This is a genomic window from Kitasatospora sp. NPDC054939, from assembly GCF_053610105.1.
This window is the reverse complement of the sequence record NZ_JBSGXP010000184.1, coordinates 1-16,206: the sequence shown is the minus strand read 5'-3', so window position 1 is coordinate 16,206 and position 16,206 is coordinate 1. Positions and strand designations below refer to the sequence as shown.

General features: G+C 73.3%; 13 protein-coding genes. 8 read left to right on the top strand and 5 right to left on the bottom strand.

The genetic code is table 11. The features are described 5' to 3' along the window. Positions 1-259: 259 nt before the first annotated feature. On the bottom strand, positions 260-2,395 hold the full coding sequence (locus ACWGB8_RS34365) for a SpoIIE family protein phosphatase (RefSeq protein WP_452217583.1): 2,136 nt from the start codon (positions 2,393-2,395) through the stop codon (positions 260-262). Between the two features lie 514 nt (positions 2,396-2,909). Then, entirely contained in the window at positions 2,910-3,377 is a 468-nt protein-coding gene (locus tag ACWGB8_RS34360; RefSeq protein ID WP_452217585.1) for a phosphatidylserine decarboxylase, read from the bottom strand. Between ACWGB8_RS34360 and ACWGB8_RS34355 the strand changes: the two genes are divergently transcribed. Next, positions 3,318-3,557 carry a hypothetical protein gene (locus tag ACWGB8_RS34355; protein ID WP_452217586.1) on the top strand — a complete coding sequence of 80 codons (240 nt, stop codon included), beginning with the start codon at positions 3,318-3,320 and terminating at the stop codon, positions 3,555-3,557. The genes ACWGB8_RS34360 and ACWGB8_RS34355 overlap by 60 nt on opposite strands. 232 nt (positions 3,558-3,789) lie before the next feature. On the opposite strand, the gene ACWGB8_RS34350 is transcribed toward ACWGB8_RS34355, so the two are convergent. After that, positions 3,790-4,080, bottom strand: a complete 291-nt coding sequence (locus tag ACWGB8_RS34350) for a hypothetical protein (protein WP_452217582.1) — start codon at positions 4,078-4,080, stop codon at positions 3,790-3,792. A 220-nt stretch (positions 4,081-4,300) separates the two neighbouring features. Further along, positions 4,301-4,657 carry a DUF4190 domain-containing protein gene (locus tag ACWGB8_RS34345; RefSeq protein ID WP_452217581.1) on the bottom strand — a complete coding sequence of 119 codons (357 nt, stop codon included), beginning with the start codon at positions 4,655-4,657 and terminating at the stop codon, positions 4,301-4,303. Between the two features lie 138 nt (positions 4,658-4,795). Between ACWGB8_RS34345 and ACWGB8_RS34340 the strand changes: the two genes are divergently transcribed. The 5 genes from ACWGB8_RS34340 to ACWGB8_RS34320 all read left to right on the top strand — a co-directional run bounded on the left by ACWGB8_RS34340 (position 4,796) and on the right by ACWGB8_RS34320 (position 12,036). Next, entirely contained in the window at positions 4,796-6,025 is a 1,230-nt protein-coding gene (locus tag ACWGB8_RS34340; protein ID WP_452217580.1) for a sensor histidine kinase, read from the top strand. After that, on the top strand, positions 6,022-6,744 hold the full coding sequence (locus tag ACWGB8_RS34335; protein ID WP_452217579.1) for a response regulator: 723 nt from the start codon (positions 6,022-6,024) through the stop codon (positions 6,742-6,744). The genes ACWGB8_RS34340 and ACWGB8_RS34335 overlap by 4 nt, the downstream gene beginning before the upstream one ends. A 438-nt stretch (positions 6,745-7,182) precedes the next feature. Then, a complete protein-coding gene (locus ACWGB8_RS34330) occupies positions 7,183-8,487 on the top strand; it encodes a DUF6271 family protein (protein WP_452217578.1) in 1,305 nt (434 codons plus the stop codon). A gap of 373 nt (positions 8,488-8,860) precedes the next feature. Continuing rightward, positions 8,861-10,450 carry an alpha/beta fold hydrolase gene (locus ACWGB8_RS34325; protein ID WP_452217584.1) on the top strand — a complete coding sequence of 530 codons (1,590 nt, stop codon included), beginning with the start codon at positions 8,861-8,863 and terminating at the stop codon, positions 10,448-10,450. Then, positions 10,447-12,036, top strand: a complete 1,590-nt coding sequence (locus tag ACWGB8_RS34320) for an alpha/beta fold hydrolase (protein ID WP_452217577.1) — start codon at positions 10,447-10,449, stop codon at positions 12,034-12,036. Before ACWGB8_RS34325 ends, ACWGB8_RS34320 begins: the two co-directional genes overlap by 4 nt. Before the next feature lie 82 nt (positions 12,037-12,118). Here the strand turns inward: ACWGB8_RS34320 and ACWGB8_RS34315 are convergent, their stop codons facing one another. Further along, positions 12,119-14,002 (bottom strand): serine/threonine-protein kinase, encoded by a 1,884-nt coding sequence (locus tag ACWGB8_RS34315; RefSeq protein ID WP_452217576.1) that lies wholly within the window; start codon positions 14,000-14,002, stop codon positions 12,119-12,121. Positions 14,003-14,484: 482 nt separating this feature from the next. Here ACWGB8_RS34315 and ACWGB8_RS34310 point away from each other — a divergent pair, with 482 nt between their 5' ends. Together ACWGB8_RS34310 and ACWGB8_RS34305 are read left to right on the top strand one after the other, a co-directional pair. Beyond that, the gene (locus ACWGB8_RS34310) at positions 14,485-15,456 is read left to right on the top strand and encodes an aldo/keto reductase (protein WP_452217575.1); all 972 of its coding nucleotides are present in this window, start codon (positions 14,485-14,487) and stop codon (positions 15,454-15,456) included. Between the two features lie 19 nt (positions 15,457-15,475). Then, entirely contained in the window at positions 15,476-16,066 is a 591-nt protein-coding gene (locus ACWGB8_RS34305; protein WP_452217574.1) for a hypothetical protein, read from the top strand. The last annotated feature ends 140 nt before the right edge of the window (positions 16,067-16,206 follow it).

Genomic DNA, 16,206 nt, shown 5'->3' with positions numbered 1-16,206 from the left:
GCCCAGGCCCGGCCGGGCCTGGGCGGCGCACAGCGCTACCACGGCGCAGAGGCGGCCTCCCGACGCCGGCGGCGGCCACTACTTCGGTGGCCACCACGGCAGTTACGGCAGCCCGTTCTGACAGACCCGGCAGCGTCGGCCGACCGGGGTGCTGATTCTCCGGGGGCCGGACGGCCGACTCGCCGGGCTCCGGTGCCGGGCCGGTGTGGCGGCCACGTGGATGCACGAGTGGCCGGACATGTGAACTGCCATCAGATGGTCAACGCGCCAGCGGGAATTCGCACCAGACGTTCTTGCCGCTGCCGAGTGGCTCCACGCCCCAGCTCCCGGTGAGGGCATCCACCAGCAGCAGGCCGCGGCCGGAGGTGGCGGTCTCGCCGGGTGCCCGGCGGCTCGGCAGGACGCTGGAGCGGTCCTGGATCTCCAGGCGGATGCAGGGGGTGGTCCCAGTCCGTAGTTCCATCGTGAGCAGTGCGCCCCCGTCGGTGTGGACCAGGGCGTTGGTGATCAGTTCGTCCGCCGTGAGTTCGATGTCGGACAGGAAGTCGGCCGCACCCCACGCGGCCAGGGCCTGGCGGAGCATGGCCCGGGTCTCCGCCAGCCCTTCCGGATCGGCCTGGTGGACGTGCTGGGTCATCTGCCGGGTGGCGAAGGTGCCGGATACGGCTTTGCGGTGCAGCAGCAGGAGCGCCATGTCGTCGCTGCTGCCGAGGCGGCTCGGGTGGCCGCCGCAGAGGTGGTCGGCGAGCGCCTCGGTGTCGAGCGGGCCGGCGCGCATGGCGGCCGCGAGGGCTTCGATGCCGTCCGCGATGTCGCGACCGGGGTGTTCGACCATTCCGTCGGTGCACAGAAGCAGGGTGTCCGCGGGGTTGAGGTCGAGACGGGTCTCGGGGTAGCCGTCCTGGCCGAATACCGTGGCCACGCCGAGCGGAAGGCCACCGCGGACGCTGGCCCAGCTGGTGCGGCCGGTGCTGTGCCGCACGAGTGGTTCGAGGTGGCCGGCCCGCACCAGGCGCAGTGTTCCGGTCTCCAGGTTGGCGTCGACGTAGATACAGGTCGCGGACCGCTCGGTGTCGAGATCGGCGAGAAACCCGGACGCGCGGGCCATGACCGTGGCGGGAGTGTGCCCCTCGGTGGCGTAGGCCCGCAGAGCGATCCTCAACTGACCCATGATGGCGGCCGCGTGGCTGTCATGCCCCTCCACGTCGCCGACCACGAGACCCACCCGTCGACCCGGCAGGGGGATGACGTCGTACCAGTCCCCGCCCACCTCGCGTCCGCTGCGGCCGGCGCGGTAGCGGACGGCCACCTCGCCGCCGTTGATCTCGGGGATGCGGCGCGGCAGCATGGTGGTCTGGAGCGTGGTCGCGAATTCGCGTTCCTGGTCGAAGAGCATGGCGCGTTGCAGGGACTGCGCGACGGCGCTGCTGAGCGCGATGCAGATGTTGCGGTCCTCGGTGCTGAAGTGGTGCCTGTCCCGATAGAACAGGCCCAGCGCGCCGATGGATCTGGCCTGGGCGGCCAGGGGCAGGAAGGCCGCCGCCTCAATCCCCATCTCCTCGGCGTAGGGCAGAAGGCGGGGGTAGCGGGTGGTGAGCTCCTTCCTGGTGCTGACGAATCGCGCGCGCCGGGTGAGCACGGCCTCGGACAGCGGCAGCCCGTCCCCCAGGTGGGTCAGCGACAGGTCGTCCCGGGCCCTGAGCTCCGCCGACGGTTGCTCGGTCACGGCGACGAGGCGCATAACACCCCCGTCCACCAGCCCGAGGGCAAGCCCGTCCGCCCCGAAGCGTCGCAGCCCTTCGCTGTCGGTCAGCACGTTGGTCACGTCGCGGACGGTGATGGCGCGGGCGAGGGCTTCGGTGGTGGCGCGCACGGAGTCGGTCTGGCGGCGCCGGTCGGCGGCGAGCGTGCGCATCCCCTCGGCATGGGCCAGCTCCTCCTCGGCGTTGCGGACGATTCCGACGATGCGGTACGGGTGCGCTTGCGCGTCGCGCAGGATGCGCCCCTGCGTGTGGGCCCAGCGCAGCGTTCCGTCGCGGCAGACCAGTCGGAAGTAGGCCGCGAAAGTCAGGTGGCCCTCCCGTAGGGCGAGCGACACGGCCTCGTCGAGCCGGTCGCTGTCCGTCGGCAGCACCCTGGCGGAGAGTGACGCGGGCACTCCGTCGAACTCGTCGGCCTGTAGGTCGAACACGTCCAGGCCCACGTCGTCGAGGTGGTATGTGCCCCTGTCGAGGTCCCAGTCGAAGCTGCCCATGCCGTTGAGCGCCAGCCGGTCGTTGGCCGCGGTCGGCTCGGTGTCACCGGGGGAGCCCGACGACGGCGAAGCAGCACGGGCGGACAGGGGGCGGGTGATCTCGGGGCCGTAGCCGCCCGGAGACCTGGACGTGTTCGCCATGGCTGGGCTCCCGTCCGACTCGATGGCCCGCTGCCGGATCATCCGCGACAGGCTTGCCGCCGCCGTGTGGTCACGGAGAGTGGCGTGCGCGTGCGACAACGAGGCGCCCGAGTGCTCCGCCGCCCGCGCCGGGTCCGTTCCTGGAACGCCTGGTCAGTCTATCCACGGGTCGACGGCTCGGCATCGACGCGTGAGCCGTGGTTCAGGCTTTCTCGACCCCGCTTGAGGTGGGCGCCCTCGCCGGCCGCACTCCGGGTAGACCGTCGGAGGCCTCTTCTCGTCGGTCCACTCGCTGGTGCATTTCGGGCACGGAGGCAGGATCTCGCTCATCCGGCCAGGGCGTCCGGCCCGAGAATCGGCTCCGCAGGGCGCACGAGTGGCCACTGAGGGTGGTGACGCGCGAACGGCGGCCCGCCACGATCGCCGCACGTGCCGTCGTCGCGGCGGGTGCTGCCGCGACGGCCACCCGCCCCCGGCCGCGGCGGACCGAGGGTCCCACCGGATTTCGCGGCTCTCAGCGGGTGTGGGCGATCTGCGAGTTGACGTCGCACCGCCGGCCCTTCGTCATGTCTCCGGTCGTGTTGTCCGGCACGTCGAAGGCGGCCACGGCACCCGGTTGGAAGACCAGGACCATGCTGGAGCCGCCATAGCTGAAGTAGCCCAGCTCGTCGCCCTTGCCGACCTTCTGCCCCGGCGTGACCCCGATGGTGAGCGAGGAGATCTCGGTGATGCCGACGGGCATCACGCAGACGACGCCGATGGGGGCGGGGCTCTTGATGAAGATCAGGGCGCGGGCGTTGACCGAGGCCTCGTAGATCTGCGACTGAACTCCGGATTCCTCGTCGTGGCCCGCCGATTCGAGTTCGGTGAACGTCAGCCCCTCGACCACCCGGGCACTGATGACCGTTCCGCTGACCGGCGCGTGCCAGCGGTGGTAGTCACCGCCGGAGAGGAACGACTGGTAGACATCGCCGCCCGCCAGCCCAACGGCGACCCCGACCTCACCCGGGGCGCGACGGTCGACACGGTCACCGCCACCCGCCCGGAGTCGCCCCCCGACCCCCTGGCCACCGGAAGCGGCCCCGCCCTCACGCCCCCCACGCACCCCGAGCGGTGGTCCGACCACGCACCCGTCACCGTGCACTACGACCGGAACTTCTGATCCGGGCCGCCGGGCCTGCCGACTCGGTCGACGCCCTGCGCCCGCAGCTCGGTCGGCCCCGGTCAGGCCACCACGGACCGGGCTCGTACGTCAGCACGACGGCCCGGCCAGGGCAACGAGATCCGGGCCGGGCCGTCGGCCTGGCGTCACGCACATGCCCCCGGGGCCGGGGCCGGGCCACCTGTGGCGGGTGGCTGCCTGGTGCCCAACGGCGCTGGGGCGGGTGCCGTTCCTACCGCTGGATCCAGACCTGCCACTTGCGGAGGCCGCTGTTCCAACGGCACTCGGCGCCGTAGACGTCGGTGTGGGTGTCGAACCACCAGGCCGCGCGCCGGTTGCAGTCCGCCTCCTTGCCGTAGACGTCGTTGGTGGGCCACCACTTGTACGGCAGCGCGGTGGACGCGGCGGCGGAAGCGGTCGGGGCCGACGGGGCGGCCGGGGCAGCCGCCTGGGCGGCGACCGGGGTCGCCAGGACGGCCAGGGCCGCGATGCCGGCAGCGGCGGTGAGGGCTCGAACTCGCATGCTGGTGCTCCGTTCGACTGGATCGGGTTGCGCTGCGGGCCGGGTCGGCCCGGCAGCAGCCTCACCGTGTCGCGGACCGGTCAAGGCCGGCAAGGGGAGACCGTGTCCGGGACACGTCCGGGACGGCTCCGGACGTGTCCCGGACAGGATTGGGAACCCCTGTTCCGCTGCGTGCACTGCTGCTGCGGACGCCTCAGGTGGAGCAGCCGCCCGTCGCCGGTCAGTTCCCGGTGAGCTGCTGGTGGACGCACTGCTTGTACTGCTGGAAACTGTCGGGCTGGTAGCACTCCTGCGTCTTGTTGGCGTACCAGGCGAAGAAGACGGCGACCAGGACGGACACCACGATCGCGAGGGCCGACGTCACCACGCCGGTGAGGGCCTTGCCCCGGCCGGTACCGGTCCGCTTGGCCGTCGCCAGGGCGACGGTGCCCAGGATCAGGCCGACGCCGCCGAACAGGCCACCGATGAAGAAGATCGACGTGCTCAAGCCGATGACCCCGACCACCAGGGCAGCCCCGGCCGGGCCGGTGGTCGATGCCGTGGGGTGCGGCGGCGGCGCTGTTCCTTGCGTGTTCATCACATGTCCTCCGGTCGACTGGTCAGGGCACGATCCTGGCTTCCGGGGTCGCGGATGCGCATCGCGGGAAGGCGGGAGATGGTGCTCCCTCGATCGGGGGAGGCCGTCGGTGAGCTGCGCGGTCATACTGGGGCGACAATGATCATCGGACTCAGGCCGCTGCTGCGCGGCTCCACGTATTCGGGCATGCTGTTGGCCTATTGCGGCGCGTTGGCGAGCCTTCCGCTGCTGCCTCTCGCCCTGCTGCCGACGCTGGCGTGGCCGTCCGCTCCCTCTGGAGTGCAGGCCGTCCTGGTCCTCCTGGCCTGGGGAGCGCTGATCGGCCTGGTCGGTCTTGCCCGCACCACGCGGCGGGCACTGGTCGCGTTCGCCCGCCGACTTCTGCGGGTGCCGTTGCCGGCCCCTGCCGCCGTGCCGTCCGGCGCCGACCGTTGGCGGACTCCCCTCTGGCTGCTGCTGCACGTGGCGCTGGGGTGGACGGGGACGCTGACGAGCGGCGTGCTGATCCTCATGGGGATCGCCCTCCCCGGGGACTGGCTCGGTGCCGAAGCCGGGCTGAGTCTGTTCGGCCGGTCGCTGCGGTCCGACGGCGGATGGCGGGGCTGGGTGGTGGCGCTCTGCTGCCTGCTGCTCGCGGCGGTCGTGTGCGTGGTGGTGACGAGCGTGCTGCGGTGGCTGGCGCCCAGGCTCCTGGGTCCTTCGTCGGCCGAGCGACTCGCGCTGATGGCCGAGCGGGAGCAGCGCCTGGCCGAACGCAACAGGCTGGCCCACGAGTTGCACGACTCGATCGGGCACACGCTGACCGCGACCACGATCCAGGCGGCGGTCGCGGGCGAGGTGCTCTCCGCCGACCCGGGGGCGGCGCGGGCCGCGCTGCGCAGCATCGAGGAGTCGGCCAGGGCCGCGCTGGAGGACCTGGACTACGTGCTGGGCGTACTGCGCGAGGAGAAGGCGGAGACGGCACCGACCCGGACCCTGGCCGACCTGCCCGAACTGCTCGACCGGTTGCGGCACGCGGGCGCGGTCCTCGATGTGGAGGTGTCCGGCGAGTTGGCGCAGGTGCCGGGGACGCCTTCCCGGGCCGCGTACCGGATTCTGCAGGAAGGGCTGACGAACGCGTTGCGGCACGGGACGGGCGGTCCGATCGGCGTCCGGGTCGCGGTGGCTCCGGACTGCCTTGAGCTCGGTGTGGTCAACGGGGCGGGCGCGGGCACGCGTACGGACGCGGGTGGCTTCCGGACGTCCGGGCGCGGTCTGCCCGGCCTCGCCGAGCGCGTACGGCTGCTGCACGGTGCGATCGAGGTCGGCCCGGACGGGCCGCGGCAGTGGCGGCTGGCGGTCCGGCTGCCGGTACGGGGCTCGGCATGACCGGCTCCGACGCGAGCTCGGCCGACCCGGCCGGCACCCACGTCACCCTCGTGATCGCGGACGACGACGAGGTGACCCGCAGCGGTCTGCGCACCCTGCTCGCGGCGCAGCCGGGGATCGCGGTGGTCGGAGAGGCGGCCGACGGCGTCGAGGCCGTCGAGCAGGTGCGGCGGTTGCGGCCGGACGTGGTCCTGATGGATGTGCGGATGCCGAGGTGCAACGGGATCGAGGCCACCCGCCTCCTCCTTGCCGAGCCGGCCCGGTCGGACCCTTCGGACCCGTCGGTCGGACCGCCGAAGGTCGTGGTGATCACCACCTTCGAGAACGACGGTTACGTCACTGCGGCGCTCGGCGCGGGGGCCAGCGGGTTCGTGCTCAAGCGGCTTCCGGTCCGGCAGATCGCCGAGGCGGTACGCGTGGTGGCATCGGGGGAGGCGATCCTCTTCCCGGCTGCCCTGCGCCGGATGGTCGCCGCCCGCCCACGGGGATCCGCAGAGGCGCTGCCGCGGGCGGCGCTGACGGGGCGGGAGGAGGAGGTGCTGCGGCTGATGGCCACCGGCCTGTCCAACCCGGAGATCGCACAGTCGCTCATGGTGAGCCTGGAGACGGTGAAGACGCACGTCGGGAACGTGCTGACCAAGCTCGGTGCGCAGAACCGGACGCACGCGGTGGTGATCGCGTACGAATCGGGTCTGGTGGTGCCGGGGTTCACCGGCTGACCACGCGCCGGTCACGGCGCACTACGGCCTGGAGGGCCGACCGCCCCCGCTTCCCGCGCCGCCCTCCCCGACCCGGCGAGCCGCGCCGACGTCCGTACGAGGGCAGGGGCGCCTGCCCGATCGGGCAGTGTCGGCGCGTGCCGCCCCGTCCCTGAAAGCATCCCGTTGACACCAAAGTTGGTCTAGTCCACGGTGGTGAAACAGGGTCGTCCACCGGAGTCCGGCGGAGCCCAGCGACCCGGCGCCGACACCGCCGGGGACTCACCGACTCCCCCAACTGGACGACTCCACAGCGGCTTTGAGCGAGCCCTGCGGCACTGCCATGCCCTGATCCGCGGACGGGCCGATGGATCCGACGGGCCCCGTCCAGGACGTACCACCCTGCACCCAAGTGGCAACTGCTGTACCGAATCCGACGATCAGACGGAGAACCGCACCATGCAACGAGTCTGCCTCGCCCTGCCCACCATGCGCCCCTGCCCCGGCACCATCGTGGACCTCGCCGAGGAGGCGGCCTACGCCGTCGAGAACTTCGGGGTCGAGGTGCACCTCCTCGTCCTCGACACCACCGACGCCGCCGAGTTCGCGAAGAACGCGGACGCCGTGGCCTCGCTGACCCCCACTCCCGGTGTGTTCGTCCACCACCTCGGTGAGGCGCAGCAGCGGGAGTTCCTGCGCCGGGTGGCCGAGCGTTCCGGCGCCGCCGACCCCGGACTGCTGCTCGACCTGATGCTCCCGGGGGCCGTCGCGTACGGTTCCTGCGTCAACCGGCTCTTCCTGGGCGCGGCCGCCCTGGGCTGCACCTCGGCGCACCTGCGCAACGACGACGCCGACTTCCAGGTCGTCGACGGCCGGAAGGTCTTCCCGATCCACCACGAGCTGCTGTCGATCGGCCGGCCGGCCGGCGAGGCGGCGGCCGCGGTGTCCCGCTCCGAGCTCGACCCGGCCGACGCGGACAAGCCGGTGATGCTGGTCAGCGGCTCCTTCATCGGCGAACTCAACGTGGACATCGGCGAGATCCACGAGCTCGACCCGGCGGTGTACCGCGACGTGGTGCGCCTGTGGACCCCGCCGGTATGGTCGCAGGAGGAGCAGGACGCGATGGTGGACGTCTCCTTCAAGGGCGCCGGATCCGAGCCGTTCGGCGCCGACGAGTCCGTCCTCGGCGTGCCCGACATCTGGGACGTCTACATGTGCAACATCGCCCTGGACCACCGGGCCTACGAGGTGCTGCCGCTGCTGCCCTCGATCGAGACCATCGGCAGCGACTACGCCCTGCTGCACGCCCTGGTCCACTCCCGGCTGCCCGGCGTCGTCCACAACCGCCACATCGTCAACTACTACACGCCCGAGCGCCGCGTCGGCGCCGGCTTCGTCTCCTACCAGCTGCGGTTCGTCAAGTTCCTGCTCTCGATGCTGTACCTGTACCCGGTCTACGGCGGGATGATCGACCTCGGCCGCGGGCTGCTGGACGAGCGGCACGGGCTGAAGGTCGAGCCGATCCTCGACCTGGTGCGGGGCAGCGTCGACTGGGACCGGGCCGGGAACGAGCACCGCCTGGACGTCCTGGACCGCTCCTACCGCAAGCTGGGCGGCAAGTACGCCGAGCTCGCGGACGCGGTGGCCGGGCAGCGGCAGCAGCTCCTGGACGAGGCGCAGGAGGACGCCGAGCGCTGGGCGGTGCTGGTGGAGGCCTGGGCGGGGATGGTGGCCGCCGCCCGCGCGGAGGGCCTCCGCCCCTAGCCCTGCCCTGCCCTGCCGAGGGCCGGTGAACCCGTGACTCGGCGGGACGGGTGAGAACCGGCGGGGTCGCCGCGTGTTGCCGGGTGATCCGTTCGTGCGCCTCGCATGCTTCGACCACGCTGTGCCCGTTCCGAACCCCTGTGGCGTGCCGAGCCGCGCGGTGTTGTACGGCCGGCGGCTGCCGTGCACGTCAACCGAGGAACGGGGTCACATGGCACAACGAGTCGACGCACGACAAGTCGGCGATCCGGGCGGCGCGACGGGCTCCGGGGAGCCGCCGGGCCCGTCGTGCGTCCGGGAGAGCGACGGGTCCGCACCGGCGCGGGCGCCGCGTCGGGCCGCCCGGCGACGCACCAGGGCCGCGCTCACCGGCGTGGTGGCGGCCCTCGTCCTGGGGACGGTCGGCACGGCGCCGAGCGGGGCCGCGCCATCACTCGACCGGGGGCGCCCGGCAGGAGAGCGGGTGCGGTTCGTACCCGCTCCCTGCCCGACGACGCCCGAGCCGGTCCCCGGGCGGTGCGGCTTCCTGGAGGTGCCCGAAAGCCGCGAACAACACGACGGGCATCACGACGGACGGCACGGCGGGCCCCACGACGGACGGCACGGCGGGCCACACGACGGACAGCACAGCGGGCGGACGATCCGGCTGGCCGTGGCGATCATCCCGGCCGCCTCGGCGACGCCGGCCGAGGACCCGGTGGTGTTCATGGAGGGAGGTCCCGGCGGCGACGCCTTCGGGGCCATCCCCTTCCTGATCGACTCCGGTGTGAACCGGGAGCGCGATCTGATCGTCATGTCCCAGCGGGGCGGGCTCCACTCGCAGCCGAACCTCGCCTGCCCGGAGATCGACCGGTTCTCCGCGCAGGCCGTGGGGCTGCACTACGGCGCGCCGTCGACCGGACGGCTCCTGGTGCGCGCGGCCGCGGAGTGCCGGGCCCGCCTGACGGCCGACGGGGTCCGGCTGAGCGCCTACAACACCACCGAGAACGCCGCGGACTTCGCCGACCTGCGCACCGCGCTGGGCATCGGGCAGTGGAACGTCTACGGCTACTCCTACGGCACCGACCTGGCCCTCACCTACCTGCGCCGGCATCCCCAGGGGATCCGCTCGGTGGCGATCGACTCGGTCGTCCCCCCGCAGATCGTGAGCCTGCCGTGGACCTGGGACAGCGCCCGGGAGGGGATCGGCGAGATCTTCGCGGCCTGCGAGGCCCAGCCCGCCTGCCGGACCCGCTACCCGGACCTCCCGGGCACGCTGACCGAGCAGGTCCGCCGCCTGGAGGAGCACCCGCTCACGCTGACGGTGCAGCCGGCGGCGGGAGGAGACCCCGTGGAGGTCGTCCTCGACGGGGGCGCCCTGGTGAACCTCCTGGTCGCCGACGGCGGCGCCGTACCGTCCGTCGAGGTCCCCGCCCTGCTCGACGAGCTCGCCCACGGACGTCCGGAGCGCCTCGCGCAGGCCCGGGCCGCCGGTGCCACGCCCGCCGTCGGCGAGTTCGCCTACGGCCTGACGAACTCGGTGGCCTGCGCCGAGTGGGTGCCGGGCCATTCGGAGTCCGACCTGCTCGAAGCGGGACGCCGGGCCTTCCCCGGCTGGCCGGACAGCGTCCTGGCCCATGCCCCGCAGCTCCCCTTCGAGCACGACGTGTGCCGCGTCTGGAACGTCCCGGACCGCACCTCCGTCCAGCGGGTGACGACGTACAGCGACGTTCCGGCGCTCATCGTCTCCGGGACCTTCGACGCGAAGACCGGGGCGAGCTGGGGCCCGTACGCGGGCCGGACGCTGTCGCGCTCGACCGCGGTGCGGATTCCCGGGATCGGCCACTTCGTGGTCCCCCAGTCGCCCTGCGCGCAGCGCGTCCTGGCCTCCTTCCTCGCGCAACCGACCGCGCCCGACACCTGCTGCGTGGCAGGACTCGAACCGAAGCCGTTCACCATCACCCCGGACCCGGAGAGCGCATGATGTCGATCCGTCCGCCCCACCACCGGCGCACCGCGCGACGGCTCCTGGCCTCGCTGGCCGGGGCCACGGCCGGGATCCTCGTGGCCGGCCTCGCCGCGGTGCCCGCCCGGGCCGAGTCCGGCGGCGAACCGCTCGGCTCGGTCGCCCGGACGGTCGGCCGCGCCCACTTCGAGCCGGGCCCCTGTCCCCGGACGGCGGAGCCGATCCCCGCCCTCGACGGGGCCCGCTGCGGAACGCTCACCGTGCCCGAGAAGCGGTCCCGGCACAACGGGCGGACGATCGCCCTCGCGGTCGCGATCATCCCCGCGGCCACCGCCAGACCGGCGCCCGACCCGATCGTGTGGTTCGCCGGCGGGCCCGGCGACGACGCGGTCTCCGAGATCCCGATGGCGCTCAACGGCGGCCTGAACAGCGACCGCGACGTGATCTTCATGTCCCAGCGCGGGACCTACTCGGCCGACCCGGAGCTCACCTGCCCGAACATCGACGAGTTCAACGCGCGCGCCCTCGGCCTCGTCTACGGCGCGCCGTCCACCGGCCGCCTGCACGTCGAGGCGACCCGGGAGTGCCGCGACCGGCTGGTGGGCCGCGGGGCCGACCTCAGCGCCTACAACGGCACCGAGAGCACCGCCGACTACGCCGACCTGCGCAGGGCCCTGGACATCGAGCAGTGGAACGTGTTCGGCATCTCGTACGGCACCGACCTGGCGCTCCAGTACATGCGCCTGCACCCGGAGGGCATCCGGTCGGTCGGCATCGACGGCGTCCTGCCGCCGTCCCTGGCCGGCGGGGCCGTGACCTGGCGCGCCGCACGGGAGGGCTTCGACGGCCTGTTCAAGGCCTGCGCGGACCAGCCCGCCTGCAACACCCGCTATCCCGACCTCAAGGCCACCTTCGAACGCCTCGTCGTCGAACTCGAAGCCCGACCCCTCACCACCACCGTCACCGTCCCGGACCACCCGGAGCCGGTGGAGGTCGTACTGGACGGCGGATTCCTGGTGAACTGGCTGACCTTCGCCAGCCACCTGGCGTCCGGAGTGCCCCGTTCCATCGACGAACTGGCCCACGGCAACCCGCAGCGGATCGCCGAGCAGTACGCGGGCGGCAAGCTCAGCCCGCAGGCCATCGGGAGGGTCTCCCACGGGCTCGCCTACGGCGTCTTCTGCAGCGAGTGGACGCCGTTCGAGAGCGAGGAGGACGTGATCCGGGCCGGACGGCGCGCGTTCCCGTCGTTCCCCCGGTCGGTGCTGGCCAACGCTCCGCTGCTCGCCTGGCTCCATGCGGACTGCCGCGCCTGGGACGTTCCCGCGGCGCCGCGCTCGATCCGGGAGGTGACCCGCAGCGACATCCCGACCCTCGTCCTGTCGGGCGGGTTCGACTCCCAGACCGCACCCAGCAGCGGGCCGTACGCCGCCCGGACGCTGAGCCGGTCCACCGAGGTCACGGTCCCGTACGTCGCCCACGTGGTCTTCGCCGACTCCCCGTGCGCCCAGGCGATCACCCGCTCGTTCTTCGACACCCCGACCGCCCCGAACACGGAGTGCCTCGCGTGCCTGCAGCCCCCCGAGTTCGAGATCGCGCCGTAACGGGATTCGGCCGCGGCCGATGACCTGAACCACCTGCGCCGCCCCCGGAGTCTCCAGGGGCGGCGCTGTCGTTCCGGTCGCCTCAGCCCTTCTTCCGCAGCACCAGGTACTGGTCCGGCTTGACCAGGTCCGCGCTGTAGTGGAGCGTGCCGTCCGGCTGCATCGTCACCAGGCGGTAGATCGACCTGTCGCCGATGCACTCGTCACCGGACGAGGAACCGGTCACCCGGGACGCGTAGGAGACCCGGCTCTCGTCGGCGTTGGTGAGCGTCCACGCGCCTTCGCACCAGGTACCGGTCTTCGGCGTCTCGGCGCGGATCGTGCTCTTCTCCTCGCTCGGCGCCGACTGGACGAGGGTGAGGGTGACGGTGGTGACGTCCCCGTTGGCGCCCTTGAGCTCGCCGACCCACGTCCCGAGGAACTTCGCGGGGACGACGCCCGGCCCCGGGTCCGTGGCGGCCGCGCCGGGCGCGGGGCTGCCGTCGCCCTGGCCTGACCCGTCGCCGGTCGGCTCGGGGCTCTTCGACGCCGGGGCGGTCGGCCCGGAGCCGGCGGCACCGGAGGCACCGGCCGACTGCCGGTGGCCGTCCCCCCGCAACCGGTCGACCAGCAGGTACCCGCCGCCCAGCAGCAGGACGGCGGCCAGGACGGCCGCCAGGACGCCGTACCCCCGCCGACCGCTCGGCGGCTGCGGGTACGGCCCGTAGCCCGGCACGGTGGCCGCCGCCGACGGCCGCGGGAGCGGGGTGGGCAGCGGGCCGGGCAGCGGGCTCGGTGCGTACGGTCCGACCGGCCCGACGGGTCCGGTCGGCGGGCCGAACCCCGGCGGGGCCGGCGGCCCGAACCCGGGCGCACCGGCAGCCACGGGCCCGCCGGCAGCCACGGATCCACCGCCGCCGCCCGGTACGGCCCGTACGGCCCCCACCGCCTCGGCCGCTCGCGCCGCCCTCGCCGCCTCGGCGACCGTCCCGCCCCCGGCGGGAGCCCCGGTGACGGTCGCCGTCGCGGGGGCCGGCGCGGCGCGCCCGTCCTCCGCGGCGGTCCCCCCACCGGCCTCCCGCTCCCCCTCCAGGTCCAGCAGTTGCACGGCGCTGCGCCCGACCGCCGCCGCCAGCGCCGTCGGCAGCCAGTCCCCGCGCCCCAGCCTGGCGGCGGCCGCACCGTCGCCGTCCAGCCGTTCCCGTAGTAGTCCGGGTGTCGGGCGGGCGGCCGGGTCCTGGGCCAGGCAGTCCCGGACGAGGGCGAGCAGCGGGCCGGACAGCCCGGAGAGGTCGGGCTCCTCGTGCAGCACGCGGTAGAGCAGGACGGGCGCGCTCACCCCGGAGCCGAACGGCATCGTGCCCGTCGCCGCGTACGCGAGCACCGCGCCGAGCGAGAAGACGTCGCTGGCCGGCCCGGCGGGCAGCCCGTTCGCCTGCTCCGGCGACATGAAGCCCGGCGAGCCGAACACCTGGCCGGACTGGGTGAGCACGGTGCCGGAGTCCAGTGCGCGGGCGATGCCGAAGTCGATCAGCCGCGGCCCGTCCAGGGTCAGCAGCACGTTCGACGGCTTGACGTCCCGGTGCACCAGCCCGAGGCCGTGCACCTGGGCGAGCGCCTCGGCGAGGCCGACGCCGAGGGTCCGCACGGCCGGCTCGGGCAGCGGCCCGAAGTCCCGTACGGCGGCGGACAGGGCGGGCCCGGCGACGTAGCCGGTGGCCACCCAGAGGTGCCCGCCCTCGATGTCCGCGTCCAGGACCGGCGCCGTCCAGGTGCCGCCGACCCGCCGGGCGGCCGCCACCTCCTGACGGAACCGGGCGCGGAACTCGGCGTCCCCGGCCAGGTCGCCGCGGATCACCTTGACGGCGACGGTCCGCCCGCCGGTCGTCCGGCCCAGGTAGACCCGGCCCATCCCGCCCGCTCCGAGCTGCCGCAGCAACCGGTACTCGCCCACCTGCCGCGGATCGTCCGCTGCCAGCGGCTCCATGCGCCCACGCTCCCCTCGACGCCCGGCCCGGCCGTTCCCCACCTGATGCGTCCGGAGCTGACGCTATCGGTCCGCGACCACCCGCGGAACGAGATCACGGTCACGGAATCACCGTCAGCAGCACCACGATCGCACCCGCGTCCCGCTGATCCCGCATCAGCCCGCGCTCCCCGCCGCCTCCTCGGCCCTCCCGCGGCTTTACCTCGGCTCTCCCGTGGCTTCACCTCGGTTGTCCCCGGGCTTCCTCGGGGCTTCCCCTGCCCGATCGGCCACAGCAGCCACCCCCGCACCAACGGGCGGTAGTATCACCATATGGACTGATCGTGTCTCAGATTTGCGCCATTCCTTTGGAGTTGCCTTTGGCGGCGGCCGTCCCCTCGGGCGGGGACGCCCCGGGAAGTCGCGCCGAGCCGCGCCCCCTACGCCGACGCTCCGCACCGGAACCGACCTCCGGAGCCGGTAAGACCACCAGAAAGCGTCCCTTGGCCACCATCGCACATACTGATCTCGACGTCTTTCCCCTCTGCCTCGGCGGCAGCGTCTTCGGATGGACCGTCGACAGGCCGACCTCCTTCCGCGTTCTCGACGCCTACGCAGCCGCGGGCGGGAACTTCATCGACACCGCCGACTCCTACTCCCAGTGGGCCCCCGGAAACACCGGCGGGGAGTCCGAGTCCATCCTGGGCGACTGGCTGGCCGCGCGCGGCCACCGGGACCGCTTCGTCATCGCCACCAAGGTGGGCCGGCTGAACGGGCTGTCCGGCCTCACGGCGAAGGTCGTCCGGCAGGCGGTGGAGGACTCCCTGCGCCGCCTCCGGACGGACCACATCGACCTCTACTACACGCACGCGGACGACCCCGACACACCGCTCGACGAGACCCTCGGCGCACTCGACGCGCTGGTCACGGCCGGGAAGGTGCGCCACCTCGGGGCGTCGAACATCAGCGGCCCCAGGCTGGCCGAATCCCTCGCGGTCTCGAAGCGTTCGGGACTCGCCCCGTACGTGGCGGTCCAGCCGCCCTACAACCTCGTGGAACGCGAGCCCTTCGAGAGCGGGATCGCCCCGGTCTGCGAGCGCGAGGGCGTCTCCTGCGTCCCGTACTTCGCCCTGGCGCAGGGCTTCCTGACGGGCAAGTACCGGGAGGGCGCACCCGCCGTCGCCAGCATCCGCAGCAACGCGGCACGCCCGTACGCCGAGACGCCCCGCGGCCGCGCGGTGCTCACCGCCCTGGACGCGATCGCCGCCGAACACGTAACCGCCCCCGCCGCGGTGGCGCTGGCCTGGCTGGCGGCGCAGCCCCACGTCGTCGCCCCGCTCGCCAGCAGCAGGACGCCGGAGCAGCTCGCCGACCTGATCCCGGGGGCGACCCTGGAACTGTCCCCGGCCGAGATCCGCTCGCTGGACCTCGCCTCACGGACCACCGCGGCGGACGACCGTGCAGACCTGGGCTGAAGGAGGAGGAGGAACCGCCGTGACCACCGCACCCCGCACCGTCCTGATCGGGTTCGACGCCGTGAAGTCGTTCGTCACCGTGGCCCGCGACGAGTACGAGTCCTGTACGCCGCAGGAGCCGCCCTCCTGCTTCGCCCTCCTCCTCGGCACCGTCGACGACGGTGTCGCGGCCGTCACCGCGGTCGAGTTCGCGACCAACGTCCGGGCCAGCGACCCGATGGCGCTCGAAGAGTTCTCGACCTCCATAGCGCCGTGCTTCGGCAGCGCCTACCGCAACCCCCGCCGGGGATTCTGGTGCAGCTCGCGGGACCTGCTGCGGATCCACCGGCAGGCGGAGCGCGACGGGGTCGAGATCCTGGGCTCCGTCCACCTGCATCCCGACTGGCACCGGATCGGCCCGCCCGAGGAGCGGGGGCTGCCCATCAGCGAGGAGCCGACGCCGATGGACCGCTACATGTTCGACAACAGCCGGTACCCGGTGAACATGATCTGCTACCTGGAATCCGGCCCCCAGGGGGTGTCCGCCGCACTCGCGGCGTGGGGCCCGCCCCCGGAGGGCCCGGCCGCGGCGCCGTGTCCCCGACTCGCCCTGAGGTTCGGGGTGTCCTGAGGAGGCGGCGGGTTCGCCGCCGCGGAGACGGGCGTGGGGCCCCCCCCCGGGGGGGGGGGCGGCCCCCCCCCGGCCCCGCGCCCCGGGGGGGGGGGGGCGCGGGGCGGGGGAGGGGGGGCCCACACCCCCCCAGAGGACAA

What these genes read in the sequence shown, in the direction of transcription:
- ACWGB8_RS34365 (WP_452217583.1), bottom strand. Translation starts at nt 2,395, where the DNA reads ATGGCGAACACGTCCAGGTCTCCGGGCGGCTACGGCCCCGAGATCACC.
- ACWGB8_RS34350 (WP_452217582.1), bottom strand. Translation starts at nt 4,080, where the DNA reads ATGCGAGTTCGAGCCCTCACCGCCGCTGCCGGCATCGCGGCCCTGGCC.
- ACWGB8_RS34345 (WP_452217581.1), bottom strand. Translation starts at nt 4,657, where the DNA reads ATGAACACGCAAGGAACAGCGCCGCCGCCGCACCCCACGGCATCGACC.
- ACWGB8_RS34340 (WP_452217580.1), top strand. Translation starts at nt 4,796, where the DNA reads ATGATCATCGGACTCAGGCCGCTGCTGCGCGGCTCCACGTATTCGGGC.
- ACWGB8_RS34335 (WP_452217579.1), top strand. Translation starts at nt 6,022, where the DNA reads ATGACCGGCTCCGACGCGAGCTCGGCCGACCCGGCCGGCACCCACGTC.
- ACWGB8_RS34330 (WP_452217578.1), top strand. Translation starts at nt 7,183, where the DNA reads ATGCAACGAGTCTGCCTCGCCCTGCCCACCATGCGCCCCTGCCCCGGC.
- ACWGB8_RS34320 (WP_452217577.1), top strand. Translation starts at nt 10,447, where the DNA reads ATGATGTCGATCCGTCCGCCCCACCACCGGCGCACCGCGCGACGGCTC.
- ACWGB8_RS34315 (WP_452217576.1), bottom strand. Translation starts at nt 14,002, where the DNA reads ATGGAGCCGCTGGCAGCGGACGATCCGCGGCAGGTGGGCGAGTACCGG.